Source organism: Smaragdicoccus niigatensis DSM 44881 = NBRC 103563 (genome assembly GCF_000380645.1).
Taxonomy (GTDB): domain Bacteria; phylum Actinomycetota; class Actinomycetes; order Mycobacteriales; family Mycobacteriaceae; genus Smaragdicoccus; species Smaragdicoccus niigatensis.
Genome location: NZ_AQXZ01000019.1, coordinates 60,445 through 87,096 on the forward strand (window position 1 = coordinate 60,445; position 26,652 = coordinate 87,096).

Consider the following 26,652-nt stretch of genomic DNA (forward strand, 5'->3'; position numbering starts at 1 on the left):
AATGTGATCTACCGAGCCCGCTGATCAAATCCGGAAGCCTCTATCCGGCAATCGATTTCGGAGCTTCCCATCGACGGCTGCGACCGGCGCCCAAGATCAGATATCGACAATTGCCTCGAGAGGACTTGTTCGCGCCGCTCGGGTCGCCGGCCAGAGCGCCGCAAGGACGCCGACGAAGGCGCTCGCGACCAGCATCATCGCCACTTGAACCCACGGAACCGCGGTGGTCTGGAGACCCTGCGAGGCCAGGGTGTGCACAAACGCCACACCCAGTGGGACGCCCATGACGACGCCGACGATCGCACCCGCCAACGCGATCAGCACGGACTCGACGTAGATGATGCGCCGAATCTGAACGCGCAACATTCCGACGGCCCGCAACATACCGATCTCTCGCCGTCGCTCCACGACCGACAGTGCCAGCGTGTTGACGATGCCGAGGATTCCGATGATCACGGCGAGACCGAGCAGGCCGTACAAGACGCCGAGCAGGGTGTCGATCTGCTGCGCCTGGGTTCCCTTGAACTGCTCGGGGTCGAGAACTTGGACAACGTAGAACTGCGCGGTTGCATCTTCGAGCGCGGCACGGACCTCGCTCGCGACGGCGTCGGGCGCGATGCTCACGAACGCCACCGCATCAGACCGCTGATTGTTCAAGACCAATTGGTTGTAGAGGTCGGGCCCGGCGACGAAATCGCCGACGATCGGATTGCGCTCGTAGATCCCGGCGATCGTCGCCTTGATCGGAGCGCCACTCGGATTAGCAAACTCGACGACATCGCCCGGCCTGCGCCCATCCGCATGGTCGTCGGACAGCAGCACCCCCGCTGCAGGCACCCTCCCGCTACCGCTCACGATTTTTAGCGCAACGGCGGCGCGCAAATCCCCTTCGGTCGACGTACCAACGACTCGCGTTCCAGAAATCGCGGTCGTGATCTGATGCAACGGCGTCACCGATCGCACACCTGCCACCCCGGACGCCGCTTTGCTCGCCGCGGTCGGGATGCCGCGTTGTACCGGCCCGCCGGCCGCGTTGGACAGCACGAAGTCGGCGGTGACGCCATTGTCGACGAGCGAGTTGACACTCGCCTTCGCCGAGGCACCGAGAATTCCGACGACCGACACCAACATCAGTCCCAGCGTCAATGCGGACGCGGTGGCAATGGTTCGCCGGGGATTGCGGATCGCATTGCGCCGACCCATGGCACCCATCGTCCCGAAGGGGCGAACCGCGTAGCCGAGGCCGGCAATCAGCAGGGTCAGGACGGACTCGGCAGCGAGGGTTCCCGCGAGGATGAGCCACGCGGCACCGATTGCCACGAGAGCGACGGCATGCGATGTCGACGTGGTGGCGAATGCGCCACAGAGGACCACGACCACACCCACGGCCGCGATCACCACCGCGGGCACGGTCCGCGATCGGGTATCGACTTCGCCGCCACTGAACTCCATCCGCATCGCCTCGATCGGCGAGATCTTCGAGGCGCGGCGCGCGGGCGCGTAGGCGCTGATGACGGTCACGACGATGCCGACGGCCAGCGACAACACCACCGCCTGTGCGGTCAGCTGCAACCGGCCCGAGGGCAAGGCGAAGCCGGCGGCATTGAGTCCGGACCTGAGCCCGTACGCGAGACCGATCCCGCCGAAAAGTCCGATGATGCTGCCGAGTACGCCGATCACCGTGGCTTCCAAGGCAACCGAGTTGCGGATCTGGGCCCGACTGGCCCCCGTGGCACGCAGTAGTGCGAGCTCACCGAGGCGTTGCGCGACGATCATCGAGAACGTGTTGTAAATGATGAACGTCGCAACCGTCAGCGAGATGACGCCGAACGCGAAGAGAAAGTAGTTGATGAACCGCAGCGCATTGAAGACCTGACCTCTGAGCTCTTCGCGCACCTCATCGCCGGTCTGCACCTTCAGCCCGGGAAATGCGGTCTGAATCCGGTCCCGCAACTCAGCCGGACTCACATCCTTTCCGGCGACGTCGACGTAGGCGACGTGACTCCCGTCGGTGAACAACTTCTTCGCTTGTTCGGCTTCGAACACCGCGCCGACATATCCCCCGGTATCAGTGGGGACCTCGTAGATACCGCTGAGCTTGACCGACACCGGGTCGGGCAGGGAATTCACCACGATCCGGACGGAGTCGCCGGGGTGAAGATCCGCCAGCCGGGCGGCTCCGGTGTTGAGCGCGACCTCGCCGTCCTGTGGCGGACGGCCCGCGACGAACCTGAGCTGGTCCGCGATCGCCTGATCCCGCGGGAGATAGGTCATGCCCTCGCTCACCGCGCCGCCATTCTGGATCGGCTTGTTGTCCTTGTCGAGAAGCACGATCGAGCCACGGACGCTCGGGGCGACCTTGGCGACTCCAGGCACATCGCGAATCTCGGGTACCTGGCCCAACGTGATCGCACCACTCGGACCTTCGCCGCTCACGCGAACGTCGACGCCTTTCGCAAGGTTCTCGAAGATTCCGTCGAACGTCCTCTTCAGCGAGTCCGTGAACACAAAGGAACCCGCCACGAACGCCGTGCCCAGCACGACCGCAAGCAGCGTGAGCACGAGGCGGACCTTGTGCGCGGCGAGATTCCGCAGCGAGATCTTCCAGATCATCCGGACACCAGAAGTATCACCTCACCGCTTCGAACAGCTTCATGCGCTCGAGAACCGAGTCCGCAGTCGGCGCGGTCAATTCGTCGACGATCGCGCCGTCGGCGAGGAAGACGACTCGGTCGGCGTAGCTGGCCGCCGACGGGGCGTGGGTCACGATGACGACGGTCTGGCCGAACTCGTCGACTGCCGCCCGCAAGATCGACAGCACCTCACCGGACGACCGCGAGTCGAGGTTGCCGGTCGGCTCGTCGCCGAAGATGATGTCGGGCTTGGCCACCAATGCGCGCGCACACGCCACTCGTTGCTGCTGGCCACCCGACAATTCGCTCGGGCGGTGTCCGAGCCGGTCCCGTAGTCCGAGTCGCGAAATGATGGTGTCGAGCCACGCCCGGTCCACCGTCTTGCCCGCGATGTCGATCGGCAGCGTGATGTTCTCCAGCGCGGTCAACGTCGGAACGAGGTTGAACGCCTGGAAGACGAATCCGATCCGGTCGCGTCGCAACGCCGTCATCTGGTTGTCCGACAGTCCGGTGAGCCTCGTTTCCCCGATCAACACCTGACCGCTGGTGGTCGAATCCAAGCCGGCCAGGCAATGCATCAAGGTCGATTTTCCGGAGCCCGATGGGCCCATGATGGCGGTGAACTCCCCTTTTCCGAACTCGACCGAAATTCCGGCGAGTGCTCGTACCAAGGTGTCGCCGGCACCGTATGTCCGGACGACATTCACCGCACGAGCGGCAGCTTCGTGCCGCGGCGCGCGACCGCCGTTGACCGGAGGTCTTTCGGACACATACCGGTCGACGGGCCGATCGAATCGCTCGCGTGGCGCGGGAGCCGGGACGACTGTCTTGAGCGAGCCGGCGAATCGGCCATCCACATAGGACCAAAACCGATCTCGTAGCTGGTGGTGTATGTCGTCGTCGACACGCTGCGTGCCCAGCAATTCCGTCAGATCCTCGACCAACGCACGGTCCACGTCGCCTGGAATCGATGGCTTTCCCAACGCCAGCGCACGCCAATCCTGCGGCGTTGCACCTTCGGTCCACGATTCGAAGACCTGCCGGCAGACGTCATCGATTCGCTCGTCGAGTCGCACCGTTTCGACGGTCGTGTCGCCGCCCTCCCAAGCGGACGAGGGTGCGGTGGTGACGTGTGCAAACGTGTGTCGGCGCGTCGGACGTCGTGGGGTCCGCCGCGTCCCGCCGGACGGCAGCGCCACCGGCGGGGCCGAGGCCGCCGGGTCGGGGGCCTCCGGAGTCGTCATCCGCCGGGAGAAGGCGGCGTCGACCACCCCGCCATCGAACAGATCGAGGCTGTCGGCGGCATCCCGGAGGTATTCGCTGATTCCGTGGGGCTTTCCCGCGGCATTCGGCAACGCCAGAACGGTCACCTGGGCACCGCGGGATTGCGCCTCCTCGACGGCCTCCGCCAGGTCATCCTCGCCGGAGACCACGAACATCGCCTCCACGACCCCGTTCGAGGCATGCGCCACGAGATCGAGTCCGATCCGCAGGTCGACTCCCTGCTGACCGCTGTCGTGGCCCGCTTTGGCGAGTCGAAGCTTGACGCGCGGTAATCCCCCGATGGCCTGCTGAACCGATTCGGCGGACTCTCCTTGGGCCGAGTCGTACCAATGCGCCCGCAGTAGCGGCAGTCCAGACTGGGATTCGGCGTGCGCGACGAGAGCCGACATGAGCCGCTCATAGTCGACGTCGATTCCGGCGCGCTGCGATCTTCCGGTCACGCGGGCGGATGCCGCGGCGAAGAGGTACCCCGCGTCGATGTACAGAGCGCAATGCGGACGCATGGAAGACCCCCATATCGGCTTCGGTCAGTTCACCGAGTCATGGCCGACTACTACCTGTCCATCATGCGCAACGAAACTCCCGTCTGCCTCAACACTGATCTAAATTGACCTTGGAAAAGGGTGGTTGGGCCTTCCAACGTGGACGGAAATGCGGGTCACCGCCCAAATCCGGCTTTTCGCAGGGCCTCGGCCATCGAACCCGATGGCGCGGGACGCTGGTCCTGACGAGGCTGTTGACGAGCCTGCGGTGGCCGCCCCGGCTGGCGATTGCCCGCCGGCCGGGACTGCTGCGGAGCCTTGGCCGGCGCCGCTTCGTCCTCGAGACGCAGTGTCAGGCTGATGCGGTTTCGAGGCACATCGACTTCGATCACCTTGACGCGCACGACGTCACCGGACTTCACGATCTCGCGCGGGTCCCGCACGAAATTGTGCGACATCGCGGACACGTGGACGAGACCGTCCTGGTGGACTCCGATGTCGACGAATGCACCGAAGGCCGCGACGTTTGTGACGACGCCCTCGAGCACCATTCCGGGCTTGAGGTCTCCGACCTTCTCGACGCCGTCGGCGAAAGTGGCCGTCTTGAACTCCGGACGCGGGTCCCGGCCCGGCTTCTCGAGCTCGGCGATGATGTCGGTGACGGTCGGGACACCGAACTGCTCGTCGGTGAACTCGGCCGGGCGCAGCGAACGCAACACCGCGGTGTTGCCGATCAGCTCCGGAACTGCGCTGCCGGTCTTCGACAGGATCTTGCGCACCACGGGATACGCCTCCGGGTGCACCGCCGACGAATCCAGCGGGTCATCACCGCCGCGAATCCGAAGGAATCCGGCGCACTGCTCGAACGCCTTCGGCCCGAGCCGCGGGACCGACTTCAGCGCTCGCCGAGAACGGAACGAACCGTGTTCGTCGCGGTGCGCGACGATGGCTTCGGCGAGGGCACTGGAAATGCCGGAGACCCGCGACAGCAGGGGCACGGACGCGGTGTTGACGTCCACCCCGACCGCGTTCACCGCGTCCTCGACGACCACGCCGAGCGAACGCGCGAGCAGAGTCTCCGACACATCGTGTTGGTACTGCCCCACGCCGATCGACTTCGGCTCGATCTTCACGAGTTCGGCCAGCGGATCCTGCAGACGCCGGGCGATCGACACGGCGCCGCGAAGCGAGACATCCATGTCCGGAAGCTCCGCAGAGGCGTACGCCGAAGCGGAGTACACCGATGCACCGGCCTCCGACACGACGACCTTGGTCGGCTTCCTGCCTGGAATGCGGCTGATGAGCTCGGCGGCGAGCGCGTCCGTCTCCCGCGATGCCGTGCCATTACCGATGGCGATCAACTCCACGCCATGACGCTCGACGAGGGCACCGAGTACCGCGATCGCCTGCTCGGACTTGCTGTGCGGCTTGTGTGGGTAGATGACCTGCGTATCGACGACCTTGCCGGTCGAATCGACGACCGCGACCTTGACGCCTGTGCGAAATCCGGGGTCGAGGCCCATCGTCGCCCGAGTACCCGCCGGCGCAGCGAGCAGCAGGTCCTTGAGGTTCATGGCGAAGACGTCGACCGCCGCGCGCTCGGCCGCCTGACGCAGGCGGGTACGCGTGTCGAGCGCCAGGCTCACCTCGATCTTGGTACGCCAAGCCCACTTGACCGTGTCGGAAAGCCAGCGGTCCGCCGGGCGTCCACGGTCGGCAATCCCGAACTTCGCCGCAATCCGGCGCTCGTAGCCGTCCGACTCGTCACCGGTGTTGAAGTCGAGAGACAGCACCTCTTCCTTCTCGCCACGGAGCAGCGCGAGAATCCGATGCGACGGCATTTTCTCGAAGGGCTCACTGAATTCGAAGTAGTCCTTGAACTTCGCGCCGGCCTCTTCCTTGCCTTTACGAACCTGGCAGCGAACTTCGCCGCTCTTCCAGACGACGTCGCGAAGCTCACCCACGAGGTCGGCATCTTCGGAGAACTTCTCGACCAGGATGGCGCGCGCACCCTCGAGTTCCTCGGCGGTGTACTGCGCCGGATCGGTCGTGGGGTCGCTCAGGAGGCCTTCGGCGACCGGCTCGAGACCCGCCTCACGAGCGATCTGCGCCTTGGTCCGGCGCTTGGGCTTGAACGGCAGGTAGATGTCCTCGAGGCGAGCCTTCGTGTCCGCGGCGAGAATGCGCTGCTCGAGGGCGGCATCGAGCTTGCCCTGCGAACGGATCGAATCGAGGACGGTCTTCCGGCGGTCTTCGAGCTCGCGCAGGTACGACAGACGCTCCTCGAGCGTGCGCAATTGCGCATCATCGAGACCGCCCGTCACCTCCTTGCGGTACCGCGCGATGAACGGCACGGTCGAGCCTCCATCGAGAAGATCGATTGCGGCCTTGACCTGCCATTCTTCACAGCCAAGCTCGTCGGCAATCCGGACACTGATCGGGGTAACAGAGATCGTCACCCGGCCGACAGTAATCCCTTTTAGTCGTCCAGAGAATTCAGGAATTCCGCGAGTCGAGTCCACGTGGTCGCGCGAGCGTCCGAACCTGCGAGGGCGCCCAGGTGGCTGCCCGGCACGATCTCGATCCGCACGCTCGGAGAGCCGGTGAGAACGTGGGCTGCCGCCTCGACGGACTTCCGCGGAGCGAGGACGTCACCAGTCGCGGCGAAGGCGAGGACGGGCACCTTGACGTTCGCCAGCTCGATCTTGCGGTCGCCGATCGTGAAATGACCGTCCGCAAGATCGTTGGCGAGCATCAAGCGCACATAGACCTGGTTGTACAGACGACCCGGGTACGCGTAGAGCTGCTGGGTGAACCGCTCGACGGCGTTCATCCGGACGAGCGTGTCCTTGTCGGCGAGGTTCTTGATGATGAACCACGGGCGCTTGATTTCACGTTCGAGTGCAGCAGCCCGGAAGCTCAGCCGTACTGCGGGCGCGTGGATGTTGCCCGCCACGCGAATCGCGTTCGAGATGAGGTGACCGCCGGTGTACTTGGCAGCTTCACGCAGCAAGTGCACACCCGGGTACTCGGAGTAGTCGATCGGCGTGGTGACGGCCGTGACCGACCGCACCGGCAAATCCGGGTTGGCAGCCATCGTGAGGTAGCTCAGGGTGCCACCGAGGCTCCAACCAAGGATGTCGATGTACTGATCGCCGTGCGCCGCGGAGACCCGCTCGATCGCTTGCGGGACGATGTCGTCGAACCAGTCCTCGAAGCCCATGCCGCGGTCTTCCCAAGTGATCTCGCCGTAGTCCACGACGTAAACAGTGCGGCCCTGTTCGATGAGGAACTCGATGAGGCTCTGGCCAGGCCGAAGGTCGTAGCACAACGCGGGTGCGGCCAGCGGCGGGACGAGCAGGATCGGCTTCCCAACGTCGGCGCCATAGCGACGAAGCAGACGGTGCGGTTCGTCGAAGAGAACTTCCGACGGAGTTGGCACGAAAGGCTCGATCGTCCCGTTCAGCAGGGCCCACCCATTGGTGGCCGCGTCGCCGAACAGATCGATCCAGCGCTGGTCAATCAAACCCACTAGTGCTCACTCCTTTGGAAGCAGGTCTGGCCGTCGCTGCTGCGTACGCAGCAGCGATTGCTCACGGCGCCATTGTGCAACCTTGGCGTGGTCACCCGATAGAAGAACGTGAGGTACATCAAGTCCGCGCCACGACGCCGGACGGGTGTACGACGGGCCCTCGAGAAGTCCGTCGGAGAACGAATCCTCTTGGTGTGACTGCTGATTCCCGAGAACTCCGGGCAGCAGCCGGGTCACGGCCTCAGCCATGACGAGAACCGCCGCCTCGCCGCCGATGAGGACGTAGTCACCGATGCTGACCTCTTCGACGCGCACACGTCTGGACGCATCGTCGAAGACCCGCTGGTCGATGCCTTCATAGCGCCCACACGCGAACACGAGGTGCTTCTCGCCGGCCCAGCGCTGTGCGGTCTCTTGTGTGAAGGGCACACCGGCCGGCGTCGGGACAACGAGCAACGCGTCGTCCGGGCAGACCTCGTCGAGCGCATCGCCCCAGATATTGGGCCGCATGACCATGCCCGGTCCGCCACCGTAAGGAGCGTCGTCGACCGACTTGTGCACGTCGTGCGTCCACTTTCGAAGGTCGTGAACGTCGACGTCGATGAGTCCCTTGTCGATCGCCTTCCCGAGGAGCGCAATGCGAAGTGGGTCGAGGTACTCCGGGAACGTCGTGACGACCGTCAGCTTCATAAGTCGAGGAGACCCTCAGGAGGGTCGACGACCATGCCGTCGGCGCGCGTCACCGAGGTGACGATCGCAGACACGAACGGGATGAGAATCTCGCGGCCGTCGGGGGCCTTGACCGACAGCAGCTCGCCGGCGCCGGTGTGCAAGACCTCTTTGACCGTGCCGATGTCGGTGCCGTCGCCAAGACGCACCGCCATTCCTTCGAGTTCGTGGTCGTAGAACTCGTCGGGATCGTCGGGCGAGGTGAGAGTGGCCGAATCGATGACCAACAGCCAGCCGCGCAGCGCGTCGGATTCGGTGCGGTCCGCGACGCCGTCAACGGTCAGCAGAAGACGGCCGGAATGTTCGCGGACGCTGCGAACCACAAGTGGCTTGGTACGCCGCTCGCGCGGCGCGCGTGCAGTGAGCACGGCGCCGACAACGAAGCGGTCCTCCGGTTCGTCAGTCCGGACTTCGACGACCAGTTCGCCATGCACACCGTGCGATTTGGCGATCCGGCCAATGACGAGTTCCACGGTGGGGTGGAACTTACTGATCTGTGTCGACGACGTCGACGCGGATGCCGCGGCCACCGATACCGGCGACGAGGGTCCGCAGCGCGGTAGCCGTACGACCACCGCGACCGATCACCTTGCCGAGGTCGTCCGGGTGGACGTGAACCTCGACGGTGCGGCCGCGACGACCGGTGATCAGCTCGACCCGGACCTCGTCCGGGTTCGAGACGATTCCTTTGACGAGATGCTCGACGGCATCAGCGACAACGGCACTCACTATTCGGCAGCCTCAGCGGTCTCGGCCGGTGCCTCAGCGGCCTTCTCGGCGTCCTTCTTCGGGGCCTTCTTCTTGGGGGTGATGGCCGGAGCCTCGCCACCCTCGACCTCGGCGAGCGCAGCGTTGAAGAGGTCCTGCTTCGACGGCTTCGGAGCCTTGACCTTCAGCGTGCCCTCGGCACCCGGGAGGCCCTTGAACTTCTGCCAGTCACCAGTGATCTTGAGGAGGTGAAGAACCGGCTCGGTCGGCTGTGCGCCAACGCTGAGCCAGTACTGAGCGCGCTCCGAGTTGACCTCGATGAGCGACGGCTCTTCCTTCGGGTGGTACTTGCCGATGCTCTCGATCGCGCGGCCATCACGGCGGCTGCGGGCGTCGGCGACGATGATCCGGTACTGCGGGTTGCGGATCTTGCCAAGACGGGTGAGCTTGATCTTTACAGCCACTATTGGGCCTTTCTGATGTTCGCTGCGGTGAAGCAGCCAATGGTCACAGTGCAATTCAGCGACCCACACGGAATGCAGGCCCGGTTTTGCGTTTGATTGGTGTTGTGACCGCCGCGCGGTTCGGAACCGGAGACGGGCTAACGGGAGTCCATTGTGCCAGAGGACACGTCAGGCGAGAAAATCGGTGCCCTCAGGCCTGCCATACCCCGTTGAATTCCACGTGCATGCCCTCAGCCACGGTGACGGTGATCTTCATTGTTCCCTTGTCACCGTCGTCCGCTTCGACTGCACAGTCGGCGACTGCACCAACCTGCCCGGGAATCGATCCTCCGGGGCAGTCCAGTTTCGTCAGCGTGAATCCGTTCTGCTGCTTGAAGATCTCGCTGAGGACTTCTTTCGCGCGTGCCGCCGAGAGCTTGCGCGTGCTGTCGATCACTTCCGAGTTGAAGTAGATCTTGTCGTCCTTCGTCTCGGTGAACGAAACCTTGATATCGGCGGTGACGCCGTCTGAGGTCGCGGTGCAGGTCGCCGTCTGCCCAGAAGTCGCATTCAACGAGTCCTTGCAGGTGACATCGACCGTCTCGCCGGTCTTGTCCTTGAACTGCTGAGCGATCGACTTCGCCAGGTCGTCAGCCGAGATGCTGGAGGTGGACGCCTCACAACTGAAGGCGGTCGCGAACACCGCCGCGGCGGCAGCAGCAAGAACAGACAAGCGGCGGACTCGGAGCGTGCTCATAGTCCGACATTAATCCGACCGGGACGCCACATAAAGGGCGAATCGGGCTACGGCTGACGCATGCGAATCTGAATATCTGCCCGCCCGCACTCGCCCACGAAGCCGTCCCTTTCCGCAGCAGTTGCGGTGGGCATATCGCAGGTCCAGCCATCGAATTCGGCGGACCAGGTGTTGCCGCTGTGCTCGAGGAACCGGTCGGATACATACCGAATCACCACCGCTTCCGCGTCGTGGCAACTGATGACACCCGCGTCGACGTGGACGCGCACCTGGGCGCCGGTCGAGGGAACGCGCACCGTCTTGCACGTGCTGCCCGGAACAACGTCAGGTCCCGAGGACCGGTACGCCTGCCCAGTGCCAGCCGGGGTGTACACGAGCGTGCCTACGCGTCCGGAGATCGTGAAGCCCTTGCCGGTCGAGTCGGATTTGCAGGACACCCCCGTACCCGTCGCGTTGCACGTGAATCCGGCGGCGCTGATGGTTTCGCCGGCATTCAGTACCTGCGCGAGATCCTTGCCGTTGGGCCCGACTGCCCAGAAGAACGGCTGCCCGAGCGAGTAGAACGCGGAGTCCTCGTTCTTCCCGACGACGAGCGAATCCGGTTGAGCCGGATTTCCGTTGAAGTGGTCGGGCACCAAGGGAGCGTCGTCGAAGCCCTTGTTCGTCGGTGCCCCGGGCTGGCAGCCGGCCACCGGATCGGATACCCGCGAGATGAACATCTGCGGGACGATCGCGCAGCGCCACTGCCGATCCGCCGTCGCGAACCAATAGGCGCCCGTCACCTCGTTCTCGAGGTAGAAGCGGTCGGCCGACACATCGTGCGGCGTCGTGGATGGACCGGCGCTCGAAGCTCCGGTTGACACCGCGGAACCCTCCGTTGAGCTCGAACAACCGCCGAGCATCAGCAGGGCCGCGAGGGCCAGCGTGCACAACCCCCAGCGAGACATAGATGGGCAGTGTATGTGCTGCCCTCTCCTACCGCGGATCCCGCCCGGTCATCGCGAGCAGCCGATCCTGGGGTGACGCGTCGTCGGGGACGGGCACCGGATCGGCAAATAAGCCAGATGCCTTGAGCATGTCCTTCTTTGGCTCGATCTCGGCCAAGACTTCTTGAACGAGAGTCGGGTCGAGCGTCTCGTCGGCGCCGATCGCGCGTGCGAGATCCCAGGTGTGCACGGCTGCATCGCACACCATCTCGCGAAGGTAGTGCTCGATCGGCACGAGTCCGTAGGAAAGGGCGACCGTTCCCTCCGGTGAAGCGTTCTCCCAGGCCTTCAGCGCCTGCGCCGAGAACCGATCCCATTCGGCGGGGAGATCGTCGCCGAGGGGGTCGATATCTTTGGTCGCCTCCGCGACCGTCCGGCCATTGACCAACGGGGCGACCCACTGCTGTTCCCCGATGACGTGGCGAACCAAGTGCGCCACATCCCATTCTGTGTCCGGCGTCGGCGCCTGCCAGTCTTTGACTTCTCGTACCCGCTCGCCGAATCCGGCGAGCGCGGTCTTGCAGAGTTCGAGCCAATCGGCCATCACTGCCTCCTCATAAACGGAGCACCTGTTGCCGACCATACGCCACCGAAGACCGGCAAAAAACGGTCCGCGCCACGCCGATGACGCGCGGTGGGCGTGATCACGGAAACAGTGTCGACTTCGATGCGATTTCGTTTCCTATGTGAAACTTGGGACATGCGTCGTCGACAGGCCGCCGGGCTGACCACTGTGGTGGTCGGTGCCATTGGTGCTGCCGTCGCCACGGCGGTCGTTCTGTCTGACGAGCCCGCGAAGACCGTCGACCAGCCGGTCAAGGCGGTTGTCGCGGCCCTGCCGGAACTGCCACGAACCTATGTGGCGCTGGGGAGTTCGTACGCTTCCGGGTCCGGGGGCAACGAGGTCAGCGGCACGCGTTGCCAACAGTCCGTGGACAGCTATCCCCGCCAGATCGCCGCAGCACTCGACATGCGCCTCGTGGACGCCACCTGCTCCGGCGCGACCACCAAGAACATTCTTCGGGTCCCGCAAGCGCCGCTTGTCGATCGCCCGCAGATCGATGCGGTGTCGCGGGATACGGACCTCGTGACCATCACCGCCGGCGGCAACGACATCGACTATTTCGGCCGCATGATGGCGATGAGTTGCGCGAACACCGGCTGCGGACGCGGCGGACCGGCTCCCGAACCCACTGCGGCGAACTACCAGGCCGTCGAGGACGCCTTGGTCGAGACCATCGGAGCCGTTCGGGCGCGGGCACCCCACGCGACCATCGTGGTGGTCAACTATCCGCCGGCCGTCGAGCCGTCCGCTCGGAAGTGTCCGGATCTGGCTCTGACCGATCACCAGGTCGCCGAAATCACGCACGTCCACGACGAGCTGGGCGCCGCCACCGCGCGCGCGGCACAGAAGGCGGGCGCCGTCCTCGTCGACACGTCGAAACTCGGCGCGGACCACACGGTGTGTTCCGCCCAGCCGTGGCTGGACGGAATCAAGTCGTCGGCGCCGTACCACCCCAACGCGCGCGGGAGGACGGCGATGGCCGATCTCGTCTTGGCCGCGCTACGAGCCTGACCGCACCAGTTCTCCGTTCACCTCATCCGGCACGGACGGCACGTCCCGCCTCTGACGGCGAGCCACCACCGCGGCCGACCCGATGAGCAACACCCCGGTCCACACGACGACTCCGCCGACCCAGAGATCGAATCCGTACTTCAGCACGAACCCCAGGGCGATTCCGGCTGCGCCGACGAGCATCGACCGTCCCGAGTTCTGGCTACGCCAGTCGATGCGCTCACGTCCGGTCGTGATGAGACTGATGGGACTGCGCCGCAGCACCTCCACGATGAACACCGTGAGGGCGACGGTCGCGGCGTACGTGATGAGCACGCGCGGCACGGTCGGGATGTTCCACGTCGCGGCCTGCGGAAGAAGTGCGTCGAGCGCGAGCGCGTGCGCCAGGTAGATACCGAACGACCGATCTGACGCGGTCTTGAGGAATCGATCTGCACCCGAGCCAGGCGTCCGCCGCTCCTGCCAAACGGTGCCGAGGCAGTAGACGATCACGATGATCGAGATGAACGCGAACACGTTATGCAGCATGAACACGTTCGTGGCGCGATCCATCGGCTCGCCCCGTCCGAGCACCTGCACGTAGTACATAAGCGTGACGGCGATGACCGCCGCCCCCGCGACGATCAAGAGCGCTCGCCAGCGCACCATCAAGCGCGTGAAGGCGTCGAAGTGGAGCGCTGCCATCGCGCCCGCGACCACGAAGAACTGGTACGGGATGAGCGTGATGTCCAGATTTCGCCACAGTGCGCTCGGCAGTCCGTCGGCGAAGAATGCCGGGACCGGGCGCACCATCGCGAGCATGACTGTGGCCTGGAAGGCGAAGCTGGCGGCCAACAGGTAGCGGTGAAAACCCCAGGTGCGTCGCAGAACCCACAGGAGCAGCGGGAACACTGCATAGATCTGCATCGACACCGACAGGAAGTACAGGTGTCCCCACGCATTGCCGGTGACGAGGTCATACGTGACGCTCTTGGCCGACCCGGCCAGCGATCCAGCGCTGGCGAAGACGTCGTCGAGTTCGCCGCGCCGGAAGCGGCCGTACAGCCAGTAGAACAAGCTCCACGTCACGAACGGCAGCCCGACGAGCTTGAACCGGCGTCGCCAGAACGTCGGCGCGTGGAGTTCCCGGCTGCGGTACTGGTACGCGAGCACGAAGCCGGTCAGTCCGAAGAACCCGTAGCGGGTGTAGCGCAGGAGCAAGCCCATGCCGCCGGCCGCCACGTTCGCGAGTGCGACCACGTTCAACAGAACGTGGTCGAGGATCACCCCACCGAACGTGATCAGGCGAAACAGATCGATTTGATGGAGGTGTTTGTCGCGTTTGGCGACCCTGCTCCGGTCATCCACCGGAGCACCTGTCAGCTGCTGCTCGGTTGCGGTCACTTGCCCCCCGTACCGTCGTTCATCGGGGATAAAGCTTTCCAGCCATTTGCGAAAATCCTGGGATCTAAACGGACATTTCGCGCTGGGAATCAGCTGGCGATGATCTTCGCTAGTGCGAGACGACCAATCGACCGCGCAGGATGACGTAGTCAGGCGCCGACAGCACACCCGGGCCAGATCGCGGATCCTCGCGGTAGACAAGCAGATCCGCGGGTGCGCCGGGCTCGATACCGGGATGACCCAGCCACGGACGGGCGTTCCAGCTGGCCGCACCGAGCGCTTCATCGGGGGTCATCCCCACGCCCTTCAACGCCTCGACCTCATCCGCCACACGCCCGTGCAGAATTCCGCCGCCGGCATCGGTTCCGGCGTAGATCGCGATCCCGGCATCGTGCGCGTTCGCGACCGTCTGTCGTACGCGTTTGTGGAGGTCGAGCATGTGGCTCTGATACTTCGGAAACTTCGACGCCCCGCTCGCGATGTCCGGGAAGTTCTCGATGTTGATGAGCGTGGGCACCAAGGCAACTCCCCCGGCCGCCATCATCGCGACGGTGTCGTCGGTCAGGCCGGTTCCGTGTTCGATGCAGTCGATGCCAGCATTGATGAGGCCGGGCAGTGCGTCTTCGCCGAAGACGTGCGCCGTGACGCGCGCACCCTCTTGGTGAGCCGCTTCGATCGCCTTCTCAAGGATGTCATCGGGCCACAGCGGCGCGAGGTCGCCGACTCCCCGATCGATCCAGTCGCCGACGATCTTGACCCAGCCGTCGCCGCGACGCGCTTGGTACCGAACGGCATCGGGCAGCTGAGACACGTCCTCGAGTTCGATACCGAGGTCTCGGATATAGCGACGCGCGAACGCGATGTGCCGACCAGCGCGAATGATCTTCGGGAGTTCGTGGTGGTCGTCGATGAAACGCGTGTCAATCGGTGATCCCGCATCGCGAAGCAGCAGCGCGCCTACTTCGCGCTCCATCTCCGCTTGCTTGATCGCACCCTCGTGCGTCTCGTCGCCACCGCCGTACTTGATCCCGACGTGGCAGTGTGCGTCGACCAGGCCTGGAACGATCCAGCCGCGATCGCTCAGTGTGTCCGCGTTCGCGATGGGCTCGAAGGAGATGACTCCGTCGTGAATCCACAGATCACGTTCTTCGGTGCCCGGGAGAACGACACCACGAACATGGAACCGGTTGCCAGTCAGATTCCCATGGGCCACACGCCCAACCTACGCGGTAAGCGCCGCACAGATCGGACGCTCCCAGCGCCGCAAAGGAACTATTTCCTTTGCGCGACCGACAGGTGCCGATTTGTGCGGGGTCAGCCCAAATCATCGCGTGTTTGGCTCGCCCCGCACCGCCGGGAGCGCAGGATAGGCACATGGCGGACGGCATGCTGACCATCGACCATTTATCCACGGCTGTGGACCGCGGCGAGATCGACACCGTTGTCGTCGCGATGACCGACATGCAGGGCCGCCTCCAGGGGAAGCGCTGCGATGCACGGTATTTCCTCAGCGAGGTCGCGACGCAGGGCACCGAGGCGTGCAACTACCTGCTCGCCGTCGACGTCGAGATGACCACGGTCGACGGCTATGCGATGTCGTCGTGGGAGCGGGGTTATGGAGACTTCCTGCTGCGGCCCGATTTCGCGACGTTGCGCCGGATTCCGTGGCAGCCCGGCACCGCGCTCATCTTGTGCGATCTCGAGTGGCTCGACGGATCGCCGGTGGTCGCGTCACCGCGGCAGATCCTGCGCGCGCAGATCGACCGGCTCGCTGCGCACGGTCTCACGGCTTTCGCGGGGACCGAACTCGAATTCATCGCGTTCGAGGACACATATGAGGCCGCGCGCCACGCCGGATACCGCGGGCTGACGGCGACCAACCAGTACAACGTCGACTACTCGATTCTCGGTACGTCGCGGATCGAGCCGCTCTTGCGCAAGATCCGCACGTCAATGGCCGGTTCGGGCATGACCGTCGAGTCGGCCAAAGGCGAGTGCAACGACGGGCAGCACGAGATCGCGTTCCGCTACAAGGATGCGTTGACGACCTGCGACAACCACTCGATCTTCAAGACGGGCGCCAAGGAGATCGCCGCGCAGCAGGGGCAGAGCCTCACGTTCATGGCGAAATTCAATGAGCGTGAAGGCAACTCGTGCCACATCCACATGAGCATGCGGCGCGGGGCGGAATCCGCGTTCGCCGGCTTCACCGACACGATGCGCGCGTTCCTCGCCGGCCAACTCGCGTGTGCCCGCGACTTCACGCTCATGTACGCGCCGAACATCAACTCCTACAAACGCTTCGCGAAGGGCAGTTTTGCCCCGACCGCGGTTGCCTGGGGCGTCGACAATCGGACCTGCGCCTTCCGGGTAGTCGGTCACGGCGACGCCCTGCGGGTCGAGAACCGCATCCCGGGTGGCGACGTAAACCCGTATCTCTCGGTCGCCACGATGATCGCGGCCGGCCTGCACGGCATCGAGAACGGACTGACGCTCGAGGAGGAAACCCTCGGCAACGCCTACCAAGCCGACAAGACGCACGTCCCGTCGACACTGCGTGAGGCCGCCCAACTCTTCGGTGCCAGCGCTGCCGCCCGCGCAGCTTTCGGCGAGGATGTGGTGAACCACTACCTCAACATGGCCCGCGTCGAAGTCGAGGCGTTCGATGCGACGGTCACCGACTGGGAGCGCATGCGTGGCTTTGAACGACTCTAAGACGCTGATCAACCCGGCGAACGAGCGCGAAATCTGCGTTGTCGAGGGGTACTCGGTCGCCGAGACCGACGCCGCGATCGACCGGGCCCAACAGGCTTTCTCGACGTGGCGCGAGGTCACGCCCGGCGATCGGGCGCGGTTGCTGCGCCGGTTTGCCAGTGCGGTCGATGGCGACATCGAGAATCTCGCCCGCATCGAGGTCGAGAACTCCGGTCACACCGTCGGCAATGCGCGGTGGGAGGCAGGCAACGTTCGCGATGTCCTCGATTTCGCCGCGGGTATGCCGGAACGACTGCACGGGAAGCAGATTCCGGTCGCCGGCGGCATCGATGTCACGTTCGCCGAGCCTCTCGGCGTCGTCGGCGTCATCGCGCCGTGGAACTTCCCCATGCCGATCGCGTCATGGGGCTTCGCGCCCGCTCTGGCCGCCGGCAACACGGTGGTGCTCAAGCCCGCGGAACTGACTCCACTCACGGCCCTTCGACTGCAGGAACTCGCACGTGAGGCGGGCATTCCGGAGGGAGTGTTCCAGGTCCTGCCGGGCAAGGGCTCGATCGTCGGCGAACGGTTCGTCACGCACCCGGCGGTGCGAAAGATCGTCTTCACCGGTTCCACCGAGGTCGGCAAGCGGATCATGGCGGGGTGCGCGGAACAGGTCAAGCGCGTGACGCTCGAGCTCGGCGGCAAGAGTGCGAACATCGTCTTCGCGGATAGCGACCTCGACGCCGCGGCCACGGCCGCTCCGATGGGTGCGTTCGACAACGCCGGTCAGGACTGCTGCGCACGCTCACGCATTCTCGTGCAGCGCAACGTGTTCGATCGATTCCTGGAACGCCTGGAACCAGCCGTGCGCAATGTTCGCGTCGGCGACCCCACCAACGCCGAGAACGAGATGGGACCGCTCATCTCGTCCGAACACCGCGATCGCGTCGCGGGCTACGTCGGCGACGTCGCGTTCACGGGATCGTCCCCCGATGGACCCGGGTACTGGTACCCGCCGACGGTCGTCCTCGCCGGCCGGAACGACCGGATCGCGCAGGAAGAGGTGTTCGGGCCGGTCGTCGCGGTCCTGCCCTTCGACGACGAAGCGGACGCGATCTCGCTCGCGAACGCCACCGACTACGGGCTCTCCGGGTCGATCTGGACGTCGGACGTCGGGCGGGCGTTGCGCGTCGCGCGCGGCGTCGAATCCGGCAACCTGTCGGTCAACTCGCATTCGTCAGTCCGGTACTGGACGCCGTTCGGCGGTTTCCGTCAGTCCGGACTCGGTCGCGAACTCGGACCCGACGCGGCACTCGCATTCACCGAAACCAAGAACGTCTTCATTGCTACGTGAAGGGAAATACATTGCAGCGCTTGCAGGACCGTGTCGCCGTCATTACGGGTGGCGGCAGCGGGATCGGAAAGGCCAGTGCGGTCCGGTTGGCCGCGGAAGGGGCTCGTGTCGTCGTCGTGGACGTCGATGCCGCCACCGGTAAGGCCGTCGCTGATGCGGTGAACGGTGAGTTCGCACAGGTCGACATCACGAACGAGGACGGTATCCGGGGCCTGTTCGATGATGTCGTGGAACGCCATGGGCGCCTCGACATCGTCTTCAACAATGCGGGTATCTCGCCACCCGACGACGACTCGATTCTCACCACGGGCATCGATGCGTGGCGCCGCGTCCAGGAAGTCAACCTGACGTCGGTTTTCCTGGGCTGCAAGTATGCGATTCCGCACATGCAGCGCCAAGGCAAAGGCTCGATCATCAACACCGCGTCCTTCGTGGCCTTGATGGGCGCGGCGACGTCCCAGATCTCCTACACCGCCTCGAAGGGCGGCGTTCTCGCGATGAGCCGGGAACTCGGGGTGCAGTTCGCGCGGGAAGGCATCCGGGTCAATGCCCTGTGCCCAGGACCGGTCAACACTCCCCTGCTGCAGGAACTGTTCGCGAAGGACCCGGAACGGGCCGCGCGCCGACTGGTCCACATCCCGCTCGGACGCTTCGCCGAGCCGGAAGAAATCGCCGCGGCCGTCGCGTTCCTGGCCAGTGATGACTCGTCGTTCATCACGGCGTCGCAGTTCCTCGTCGACGGCGGCCTGACCGGGGCGTACGTGACGCCGCTCTAACCAATGCCAAACGGTTCGGTGCTCGGACAGGTTCGTCATCGATATATATCGATGACGGCTCCGTGAAAGCACCGAACCGTTTTCGACTCAGTTCTTCGGGAACTTCAGCTTCGACAAGTCGATGCCCTCGAGTCCCGGCGGGAGTTCGTTGAGGCCCTTCGGCATGTTCGACAGGTCCGGGAATCCCGCCGGCATTCCGGGCATGCCACCCGGCATCCCGGGGAAGCCCTGCGGCGAACGCGGAGCAGTCGGCCCGCGACCACCCTTCTTGCCCTTGCGGTTCTTGGCGTTCTTGCGGTTCGAACCACCGCGCGCGGCGCCCGGGAAGCCCATCTGACGGCCCATCTGGGTCATCATCTTGCGAGCTTCGAAGAACCGGTCGACGAGCTGGTTGACGTCGCTGACCTTGACGCCCGAACCGTTCGCGATGCGCACCCGGCGGGATGCGTTGATGATCTTCGGGTTGGCGCGCTCAGCGGGCGTCATACCGCGGATGATCGCCTGCACGCGGTCGAGTTGCTTGTCGTCGACGGCAGCGAGCGCGTCCTTCATCTGACCGGCGCCCGGAAGCATCTTGAGGATGTTTCCGATCGGACCCATCTTGCGGATCATCATCATCTGCTCAAGGAAGTCCTCGAGAGTGAGCTCTCCGGAGCCGATCTTGGCCGCGGTGGCCATGGCCTGCTGCTCGTCGAAGTGCTGCTCGGCCTGCTCGATGAGGGTGAGGAGGTCACCCATCCCGAGGATGCGGCTCGACATGCGCTCGGGGTGGAAGACGTCGAAGTCCTCGAGCTTCTCACCAGTCGAGGCGAACATGATCGGCTCGCCGGTGACCTGACGGACGGACAGCGCGGCACCACCGCGGGCGTCGCCGTCGAGCTTGGTGAGCACGACACCGGTGAAGCCGACGCCGTCCTTGAAGGACTGCGCCGTGGTGACCGCATCCTGACCGATCATCGCGTCGAGGACGAACAGGATCTCGTCCGGGTCGACGGCGTCGCGGATGTCGGCGGCCTGCTTCATCAGCTCGGCATCGATACCGAGGCGGCCGGCCGTGTCGACGATGACCACGTCGTACTGCTTGTTGCGGGCCTCCGCGAGACCGTCGCGCGCCACCTTGACCGGGTCGGCCGCCGAGACGCCGAGCGGGTTCTCACCACCGCCGACAGACGTGCCGGCGTGCGGCGCATAGGTCGGAACGCCGGCGCGCTCACCCATTACCTGCAGCTGAGTGACCGCACCGGGGCGCTGGAGGTCGCACGCCACGAGCAGCGGCGTGTGCCCCTGGCCCTTGAGCCACTTCGCGAGCTTTCCGGCGAGGGTCGTCTTACCCGAACCCTGCAGACCGGCGAGCATGATGACGGTCGGCGGCTGCTTGGCGAGCTGGATACGGCGGGTCTCGCCGCCGAGGATCTCGATGAGCTCCTCGTTGACGATCTTGACGACCTGCTGCGCCGGATTCAGAGCACCGGAGACCTCGTGGCCCTTGGCCCGCTCTTTGATGCGGTTGATGAACGACCGAACGACGGGCAGCGCAACGTCGGCGTCGAGCAGCGCGAGACGGATCTCTCGACATGTGGCATCGATGTCGGCGGGCGTCAGCCGGCCCTTACCGCGCAGATCGCGCAGCGCACCGGTCAACCGATCAGACAGGGATTCGAACACCGAAAAGCGCTCCTGGAGTCGTGAGTCCTACCCGACCAGGGTAGGCGAACAGCTGCCGAGGCCGCGAGGCGGTATGCCCTGACGACAGGAACCGACTACGCGGAGAGGCGGTGATCCAGGTCGTACGAGAAGTCCGGACGTGCCGGCTCAGTCTCGGGGTTGCCGGCCTGCATGGCCAGGACTGCGGACACTCCACCGGCTGAGCCACTGGAGATAGCCATGAGCGCCATGACAACTGACTTGCTAGGCACCCAACGCTTCGTGTTCATTCGCACCCGTTACTGCTCGTAGCCCCCGACCGGACCACCCGCTGCCAGACCGATTTCACTGCGTTACCAATGATTTCGATCACATAACAGCTGGCGTGACCGCAACGTTATCACCGCGGGCTGCGCGCGTGCACAGGCATTGAACCGCGACACGCCGCACGATTCAGGAGGCCGATTTCGCGGTCGCGACAACCGCGAGAACGGCCGCCTCGATGTCCTTCATCGGGACCGCGCCGACCTCGATACAGAAGGTGTCGACGACGAGCGAACCCATCGTCGAGACCTTGGCCCAACGCACATCCGCACCGCACTTTTCCAGTGCCCCAGCGACCTTGCTGAGCAGGCCGAGCTGGTCCTCCGCGCGCAACTCCATGATCTTGAGACCGGAGTGTGCATCGGGGAACCACAGGACCCGCGGCTTGGGATGCGGATGGTTCGACGGCAGGCCGGTCGGCTTCACGACCACCGGCTTCGTCGCCTCCCACTCCGCGGCACGCTTGGCCAGGAGGGCGTCGACATCGAGCGATCCGCTGATCGCGCGCATCAATTCCAAGCGCAACAACTGCGGATCCGGCGGCGACCCGAATCGGGGCGAGACGGCGAAGGTGTTGATCGCCGACCCTTCCGATGCGCCGACGGACGCGCCGAGCACTCGCAACGAGTTGAGTGCGAGGACGCCGGCCGCATCCGAGAGCAAGCCGGGACGGTCGGGCGCGATGATCGTGACCATGTGGGTGTGCTCGGTCATCGGCCGCATGTCGACATGCAGACCGCCGCCGACAGCGCGTTCCAGCAGCTCTGGCGGAATCGGATCGGGAGCCGGAAGATTCTCGCCCGCGAGCACGGCACGGCACCGCCGGACCAGCTCGCCGATGAGCGTCGACTTCCAGTCACCCCAGACACCGGGACCGGTCGCCAACGAGTCGGCTTCAGCCAAGGCATGCAGGAGGTCCAACAGCACGGCGTCACCGTCGAGCTGCGCGACGACGTCTTCCGCGGTCGCTGGGTCGGCGAGGTCCCGTCGCGCCGCCGTGGACGGCAACAGCAGATGGAAACGGACCATCCGGGCCAACAGATCGATGTCGTCGGGCCACAGGCCGAGTCGTTTGCCGATCTGGCGGGCGAGTTCGGCACCGACAGTGCTGTGGTCGCCGGCGCGGCCCTTGCCGATGTCGTGCAGGAGGGCGCCCAGGACGAGCAGGTCTGGCCGCGAGACCCGTGTGGCGAACCCGGCGGCATAGACGGTCGTCTCGACAAGATGGCGGTCGACCGTCCAGGTGTGGATGGAGTCGCGCGGCGGCAGGTCCCGTACCGCTCCCCATTCCGGGAGCAGTCGGCCCCACAGGCCCGTACGGTCGAGCGCCTCGATGACGTCGATCGTGTTCGTACCGGCGCCGAGCATCACGAGGAAGTCGTTGACGGCTTCCTTCGGCCAGGGCGTCCGCAGTTCCGGCGCCGACTCGGCGAGACGGCTCAGCGTTCCGGCCGACATCGGCAGTCCGGTCTGCGCCGAGGCCGCAGCCACCCGGAGAATCAGTCCAGGATCGCGCTCCGGCCGCGCATCCCGCGCCAGAACGACCTCACCGGCATGTTCGACCACTCCTTCATCCAGTGGTCGACGCACGGGTGCCCGCCGCAGTCGCGAAATGCCCTTGCGTGGCAGTGCATTCTGGGCGGTCCGGAGTCCAACATCGACGGAGTACGTGATCGTGCGAGCCGAGTCGCTGAGCAGGCGCGCCAGGTCGAAGCGGTCGCCGATACCGAGCGCCGCACCGATCTCGTCGGCGTCCTGGGCCCGCAACTGGTCGCGTGCGCGACGAGCCACGACGTGCAGCTCGGTGCGGACGTCGAGCAGGTGCCTCTCGGCCTCGCGCGGACCGCCGCTGGGCCAGTCGCCGGACAACGACGGCATACCATCGGTCAACTGCGCGAGCGAAAGTGCTTCGAGCAGTTGGACGTCACGCATGCCGCCGCGACCGTTCTTCAGGTCGGGTTCGGCGCGGTGCGCCACGTCGCCGCTGCGCTGCCAGCGGCCGCGAGTCTGTTCGACGACTTCGTCGAACCGGTTGCGCACATTCGCGCGCCAATCTTTGCGCACACCTTCGATGAGAGCCCCGGACAGGTCTTCATCACCGACGATGTGGCGGGCTTCGAGAAGCCCGAGCATGGCTGTCAGGTCCGTGCTGGCGACCGACAGTGCCTGCGGCACCGTCCGGACACTGTGGTCGAGCTTGATGTGGGCGTCCCACAGGGGGTACCACAGCGAGTCGGCGACCTCGGAGACCTTCTTCTGATCCTTCTGATCGTGGAGCAGAACAAGGTCGAGATCGGAGTACGGGAGCATCTCACGCCGCGCCAGTCCACCGACGGCGACGAGCGCGAAGCCACTTCCCGCAAGAATGCCGGCCTCATGCCCCTTCGAGGTCAGCCAGAACTCGTAGAGATCGAGCAGAGCGGCGCGAAGAGCCTTGGCGTCGAGGCGACGATGCCGGCCGCGGCTATTCTCCAACAGCTGGCCCAGCGCGCGGGACAGGTCCCCCGCGGAGCTGGAGACGTTCGTGCCACTCGACGGCGACGACCCGGCCGCAGCCTTGCGAGCTCCGGGATGAGGGCCTGCGGACGGGGACGGTCCCGCCCCAGCCTTGCGAGCTCCAGACTTGGGGCCCGCGGACGGGGACGGCCCCGCCCCAGAGTTACCTGGAGCGGGGCCGCCGCGTCGCGACCCTTTTGGGTCAGATGGCATCCGTACCGCGTTCTCCGGTGCGAACTCGGATAACCGCCTCGACCGGGGTGACCCAAACCTTGCCATCACCGATCTTGCCGGTCCGCGAGGCCTCGACAATGGTCTCGACGACCTTGTCGACCGCCGCGTCGTCGACGACGACCTCGACGCGAACCTTCGGAACGAAATCGACCGAGTACTCGGCGCCACGGTAGACCTCGGTGTGGCCCTTCTGGCGCCCGTAGCCCTGAACCTCGCTGACGGTCATGCCAAGCACGCCTGCCTGCTCAAGGCCCGTCTTCACGTCCTCGAGGGTGAACGGCTTGATGATCGCAGTGATCAGCTTCATCTCTTATCCCTTCGATGCTCTCGGTTCTCGGGCCTACGATACGTTCACGTAGTCGTAAGCGGTTTCTGCATGCTCAGCTTCGTCGATACCAATCGCCTCGTTCTCGTCACTGACACGCCAGCCGAGCGGCTTGAGAGCCAGGGCGATGACCGTGGTGAGGACTGCGGTGAAGATCAGCGCCGACAGGGCGATGACGATCTGGACAACCAGCTGCTTGTAGTCGTGACCGTAGAACAGACCGGTCGTGGTCGACAGGAAGCCGACCGAGACGGTGCCCCAGAGACCCGAAACCAGGTGGACGCCGACGACGTCGAGCGAGTCGTCGAAGTTGAACTTGGTCTTCAGGCCGACAGCCCATGCCGAAGCGACACCGGCGACGACACCGACAGCCAGCGAACCGACCGGCGAGACCGCACCACACGACGGGGTGATGGCGACCAGACCAGCAACGGCGCCCGAAGCGGCACCGACGCTCGTGGCGTGACCGAAACGGATCTTCTCGTACAGGAGCCATCCGAGCATTGCGGCGGCGGTGGCAGCGGTGGTGTTGATCCACACCATGCCGGCGATGAGGTCAGCCTTACCCTCAGAACCGACGTTGAAGCCGTACCAACCGAACCACAGCAGCGCAGCGCCGAGCATGACGAACGGGATGTTGTGCGGGCGGAACGCAACCTTGCCCCAGCCCTTGCGCTTACCGACGATGAGCGCGAGAACCAGACCAGCCATACCGGCGTTGATGTGGACGACCGTTCCACCGGCGAAGTCGACCGGAGCAACAGAGGCAACGCCGTCGGTGGTACCGAACAGCTTGGCTGCGATGCCGTCCTTCGAGTTCGACAGCAGACCGCCACCCCACACCATGTGCGACAGCGGGAAGTAGATGAGCGTGGCCCACAGACCGCTGAAGACCAGCCAGGTGCTGAACTTGACGCGCTCTGCGATCGAGCCGCTGATGAGGGCGACAGTGATGACCGCGAAGGTCAGCTGGAAGCCAACCCAGATGATGGCCGGGATGCCACCGAATCCACCCCAGACAACCGCGCTCTTGACGAGTGCGCCGTCAACCGTCACATCGCGGGTCTCGAGAAGCCCCGAGAGTCCCCACAGTGAGAACGGGTTGGAGAATACGCCGAAGTAATCGCTGTCACCGGTGTGTGCCGACGAGAACGACATCGAGTAACCCCACAGCACATAGATGACGCTGACGACGCCCAGGGCGCCGAACGACATCATCATCATGTTGAGGACGGACTTCGATCGCGACAAGCCTCCGTAGAAGAAAGCAAGTCCCGGCGTCATCAGCAGAACGAGTGCCGACGCCGTGATGATCCACGCGGTGTCGCCAGAGTCGAACGCTGAGAATGACGAATCAGGCAGTGCTAAAACCACTTATTACCCTCCTTTGAACACGCCGAGCATTCGACGTCATGGTCAAAGACTCAGGGGTGGAAGTTTCGTCCAAGGTTCTCGGCTGTTTCCACCCGGTTAACCATGATCGTCGGTTTGTTGCATCTGTGTTTCCTAATCCACAAGCGTCCCGTCGAACCCACGTGAGACATGCAGGTAGAAGGCTATTCCGCGCCTTAAGCGGACATCGCTTGGGTTTTCGGGTGATTCAAGCCAAATAAGATCAGCTAACCGGCCCGTTCCGCGATCTTGAGTGACGCTACTGGCAGACCCTGCGCAAACGCACGTTCGACAATTGCGAGCACGTCAAAGCGCAAATTGTCGGCAAACTTCGGGCTGTGAACCAGGCGATTGAAATACGTGACGACGCTCTCCGCGACCACGCTGTTGACCTTGCCGACCCACGCCACGAGACGAGACGGGATATCGAGCGGCACCACCAACGCCTCGACATCTTCGCGACGGACGGTTTCGACATCCACGACGACAAACCCCGGGCTCTCGAGCAGCAATCGGAGTCGTGTGTGGGCAATAACCCGGATCTGGTATTCGACTTTCGCCGGCACCAATCCCGCACCGCGCAAGGCGACCTTCACCCGCAGGGCGACGGGGACGGTCAGATTCACGTCCCAATGCGGATCATCGCTACAGCGCGCACGCACGGTTCCGGGAACACCGCGCGCCGATGCGACCGCCAACCCGACGGGACCGACCGGCGTCGGGTCGACAGTGAAGCCGTCTCCGAGGACCTGATTGACCATTCGGGCGACCCGCTCGGGGGCCATCGCCGCACCGAGGATCGACCGCGCGAAGTCCGAGTGCGACATTTGTGCTGACGACATCCAGCTCTCCATTCCACACCGTTGTGGGATGAGGCTGAAGCTACTCCGCGACCGG

23 protein-coding genes and 1 pseudogene are annotated in these 26,652 nt (G+C 64.9%); 4 read left to right on the forward strand and 20 right to left on the reverse strand.

Annotated elements, in window-relative coordinates; genetic code table 11:
• Window positions 1-96: 96 nt before the first annotated feature.
• From F600_RS0121425 to F600_RS0121475, 12 genes and pseudogenes are all read right to left on the reverse strand, one after another.
• Window positions 97-2,613, reverse strand: a complete 2,517-nt coding sequence (locus tag F600_RS0121425; RefSeq protein WP_018162711.1) for an ABC transporter permease — start codon at window positions 2,611-2,613, stop codon at window positions 97-99.
• A 16-nt stretch (window positions 2,614-2,629) separates the two neighbouring features.
• On the reverse strand, window positions 2,630-3,403 hold the full coding sequence (locus F600_RS32470) for an ABC transporter ATP-binding protein (RefSeq protein ID WP_051090916.1): 774 nt from the start codon (window positions 3,401-3,403) through the stop codon (window positions 2,630-2,632).
• Between the two features lie 534 nt (window positions 3,404-3,937).
• Window positions 3,938-4,420 (reverse strand): annotated as a pseudogene (locus tag F600_RS32475) (NYN domain-containing protein); the annotation flags it as partial.
• A 155-nt stretch (window positions 4,421-4,575) separates the two neighbouring features.
• On the reverse strand, window positions 4,576-6,858 hold the full coding sequence (locus F600_RS0121435) for a Tex family protein (RefSeq protein WP_018162713.1): 2,283 nt from the start codon (window positions 6,856-6,858) through the stop codon (window positions 4,576-4,578).
• 20 nt (window positions 6,859-6,878) lie between these two features.
• On the reverse strand, window positions 6,879-7,931 hold the full coding sequence (locus F600_RS0121440) for an alpha/beta fold hydrolase (RefSeq protein ID WP_018162714.1): 1,053 nt from the start codon (window positions 7,929-7,931) through the stop codon (window positions 6,879-6,881).
• 6 nt (window positions 7,932-7,937) lie between these two features.
• Window positions 7,938-8,621: a tRNA (guanosine(37)-N1)-methyltransferase TrmD gene (trmD, locus tag F600_RS0121445; protein WP_018162715.1), complete on the reverse strand. Its 684-nt coding sequence runs from the start codon at window positions 8,619-8,621 to the stop codon at window positions 7,938-7,940.
• Window positions 8,618-9,133, reverse strand: coding sequence for a ribosome maturation factor RimM (gene rimM, locus F600_RS0121450; protein ID WP_018162716.1), 516 nt, complete (start codon window positions 9,131-9,133; stop codon window positions 8,618-8,620). Before rimM ends, trmD begins: the two co-directional genes overlap by 4 nt.
• A 13-nt stretch (window positions 9,134-9,146) precedes the next feature.
• On the reverse strand, window positions 9,147-9,389 hold the full coding sequence (locus F600_RS0121455; RefSeq protein WP_018162717.1) for an RNA-binding protein: 243 nt from the start codon (window positions 9,387-9,389) through the stop codon (window positions 9,147-9,149).
• The gene (gene rpsP / locus F600_RS0121460; RefSeq protein WP_018162718.1) at window positions 9,389-9,832 is read right to left on the reverse strand and encodes a 30S ribosomal protein S16; all 444 of its coding nucleotides are present in this window, start codon (window positions 9,830-9,832) and stop codon (window positions 9,389-9,391) included. Before rpsP ends, F600_RS0121455 begins: the two co-directional genes overlap by 1 nt.
• 190 nt (window positions 9,833-10,022) lie before the next feature.
• The gene (locus F600_RS0121465; RefSeq protein WP_018162719.1) at window positions 10,023-10,568 is read right to left on the reverse strand and encodes a DUF4333 domain-containing protein; all 546 of its coding nucleotides are present in this window, start codon (window positions 10,566-10,568) and stop codon (window positions 10,023-10,025) included.
• Between the two features lie 47 nt (window positions 10,569-10,615).
• Window positions 10,616-11,515: a hypothetical protein gene (locus F600_RS0121470; protein ID WP_026306814.1), complete on the reverse strand. Its 900-nt coding sequence runs from the start codon at window positions 11,513-11,515 to the stop codon at window positions 10,616-10,618.
• 28 nt (window positions 11,516-11,543) lie between these two features.
• A complete protein-coding gene (locus F600_RS0121475; RefSeq protein WP_156024756.1) occupies window positions 11,544-12,101 on the reverse strand; it encodes a TIGR03086 family metal-binding protein in 558 nt (185 codons plus the stop codon).
• Between the two features lie 153 nt (window positions 12,102-12,254).
• Between F600_RS0121475 and F600_RS0121480 the strand changes: the two genes are divergently transcribed.
• Window positions 12,255-13,130: an SGNH/GDSL hydrolase family protein gene (locus F600_RS0121480; protein ID WP_018162722.1), complete on the forward strand. Its 876-nt coding sequence runs from the start codon at window positions 12,255-12,257 to the stop codon at window positions 13,128-13,130.
• Here F600_RS0121480 and F600_RS0121485 read toward each other — a convergent pair.
• Both F600_RS0121485 and F600_RS0121490 read right to left on the reverse strand, forming a co-directional pair.
• Window positions 13,119-14,513 carry an acyltransferase gene (locus tag F600_RS0121485; RefSeq protein ID WP_018162723.1) on the reverse strand — a complete coding sequence of 465 codons (1,395 nt, stop codon included), beginning with the start codon at window positions 14,511-14,513 and terminating at the stop codon, window positions 13,119-13,121. The two genes, F600_RS0121480 and F600_RS0121485, sit on opposite strands and share 12 nt — an antisense overlap.
• Window positions 14,514-14,622: 109 nt before the next feature.
• Window positions 14,623-15,726 carry an amidohydrolase family protein gene (locus F600_RS0121490; protein ID WP_018162724.1) on the reverse strand — a complete coding sequence of 368 codons (1,104 nt, stop codon included), beginning with the start codon at window positions 15,724-15,726 and terminating at the stop codon, window positions 14,623-14,625.
• 161 nt (window positions 15,727-15,887) lie between these two features.
• On the opposite strand from F600_RS0121490, the gene F600_RS0121495 reads away from it, so the two are divergent.
• The 3 genes from F600_RS0121495 to F600_RS0121505 are packed head-to-tail and all read left to right on the forward strand — an operon-like array spanning window position 15,888 to window position 19,340.
• Window positions 15,888-17,228, forward strand: coding sequence for a glutamine synthetase family protein (locus F600_RS0121495; protein WP_018162725.1), 1,341 nt, complete (start codon window positions 15,888-15,890; stop codon window positions 17,226-17,228).
• Window positions 17,179-18,564 (forward strand): aldehyde dehydrogenase family protein, encoded by a 1,386-nt coding sequence (locus F600_RS0121500; protein WP_051090892.1) that lies wholly within the window; start codon window positions 17,179-17,181, stop codon window positions 18,562-18,564. The genes F600_RS0121495 and F600_RS0121500 overlap by 50 nt, the downstream gene beginning before the upstream one ends.
• A gap of 11 nt (window positions 18,565-18,575) precedes the next feature.
• Window positions 18,576-19,340, forward strand: coding sequence for a 3-oxoacyl-ACP reductase (locus tag F600_RS0121505; protein WP_026306815.1), 765 nt, complete (start codon window positions 18,576-18,578; stop codon window positions 19,338-19,340).
• Between the two features lie 87 nt (window positions 19,341-19,427).
• On the opposite strand, the gene ffh is transcribed toward F600_RS0121505, so the two are convergent.
• The 6 genes from ffh to F600_RS0121535 form a co-directional block, all read right to left on the reverse strand.
• Window positions 19,428-21,005 carry a signal recognition particle protein gene (gene ffh, locus F600_RS0121510; RefSeq protein WP_026306816.1) on the reverse strand — a complete coding sequence of 526 codons (1,578 nt, stop codon included), beginning with the start codon at window positions 21,003-21,005 and terminating at the stop codon, window positions 19,428-19,430.
• 95 nt (window positions 21,006-21,100) lie between these two features.
• Entirely contained in the window at window positions 21,101-21,274 is a 174-nt protein-coding gene (locus F600_RS31730) for a hypothetical protein (RefSeq protein ID WP_018162729.1), read from the reverse strand.
• Window positions 21,275-21,437: 163 nt separating this feature from the next.
• Window positions 21,438-24,017, reverse strand: a complete 2,580-nt coding sequence (locus tag F600_RS0121520; protein WP_081628969.1) for a [protein-PII] uridylyltransferase — start codon at window positions 24,015-24,017, stop codon at window positions 21,438-21,440.
• On the reverse strand, window positions 24,007-24,345 hold the full coding sequence (locus F600_RS0121525) for a P-II family nitrogen regulator (protein WP_018162731.1): 339 nt from the start codon (window positions 24,343-24,345) through the stop codon (window positions 24,007-24,009). Before F600_RS0121525 ends, F600_RS0121520 begins: the two co-directional genes overlap by 11 nt.
• 33 nt (window positions 24,346-24,378) lie before the next feature.
• On the reverse strand, window positions 24,379-25,737 hold the full coding sequence (locus F600_RS0121530; protein ID WP_018162732.1) for an ammonium transporter: 1,359 nt from the start codon (window positions 25,735-25,737) through the stop codon (window positions 24,379-24,381).
• A gap of 245 nt (window positions 25,738-25,982) precedes the next feature.
• The gene (locus F600_RS0121535; RefSeq protein ID WP_156024757.1) at window positions 25,983-26,597 is read right to left on the reverse strand and encodes a hypothetical protein; all 615 of its coding nucleotides are present in this window, start codon (window positions 26,595-26,597) and stop codon (window positions 25,983-25,985) included.
• Window positions 26,598-26,652 lie beyond the last annotated feature (55 nt).

Excerpts from the sequence above, each read along its gene's own strand:
- F600_RS0121425 (WP_018162711.1), bottom strand. The coding sequence starts at position 2,613 with ATGATCTGGAAGATCTCGCTGCGGAATCTCGCCGCGCACAAGGTCCGC.
- trmD (WP_018162715.1), bottom strand. The coding sequence starts at position 8,621 with ATGAAGCTGACGGTCGTCACGACGTTCCCGGAGTACCTCGACCCACTT.
- F600_RS0121465 (WP_018162719.1), bottom strand. The coding sequence starts at position 10,568 with ATGAGCACGCTCCGAGTCCGCCGCTTGTCTGTTCTTGCTGCTGCCGCC.
- F600_RS0121470 (WP_026306814.1), bottom strand. The coding sequence starts at position 11,515 with ATGTCTCGCTGGGGGTTGTGCACGCTGGCCCTCGCGGCCCTGCTGATG.
- F600_RS0121480 (WP_018162722.1), top strand. The coding sequence starts at position 12,255 with ATGCGTCGTCGACAGGCCGCCGGGCTGACCACTGTGGTGGTCGGTGCC.
- F600_RS0121495 (WP_018162725.1), top strand. The coding sequence starts at position 15,888 with ATGGCGGACGGCATGCTGACCATCGACCATTTATCCACGGCTGTGGAC.
- F600_RS0121500 (WP_051090892.1), top strand. The coding sequence starts at position 17,179 with ATGCGACGGTCACCGACTGGGAGCGCATGCGTGGCTTTGAACGACTCT.
- F600_RS31730 (WP_018162729.1), bottom strand. The coding sequence starts at position 21,274 with ATGAACACGAAGCGTTGGGTGCCTAGCAAGTCAGTTGTCATGGCGCTC.
- F600_RS0121520 (WP_081628969.1), bottom strand. The coding sequence starts at position 24,017 with ATGCCATCTGACCCAAAAGGGTCGCGACGCGGCGGCCCCGCTCCAGGT.
- F600_RS0121525 (WP_018162731.1), bottom strand. The coding sequence starts at position 24,345 with ATGAAGCTGATCACTGCGATCATCAAGCCGTTCACCCTCGAGGACGTG.
- F600_RS0121535 (WP_156024757.1), bottom strand. The coding sequence starts at position 26,597 with ATGTCGTCAGCACAAATGTCGCACTCGGACTTCGCGCGGTCGATCCTC.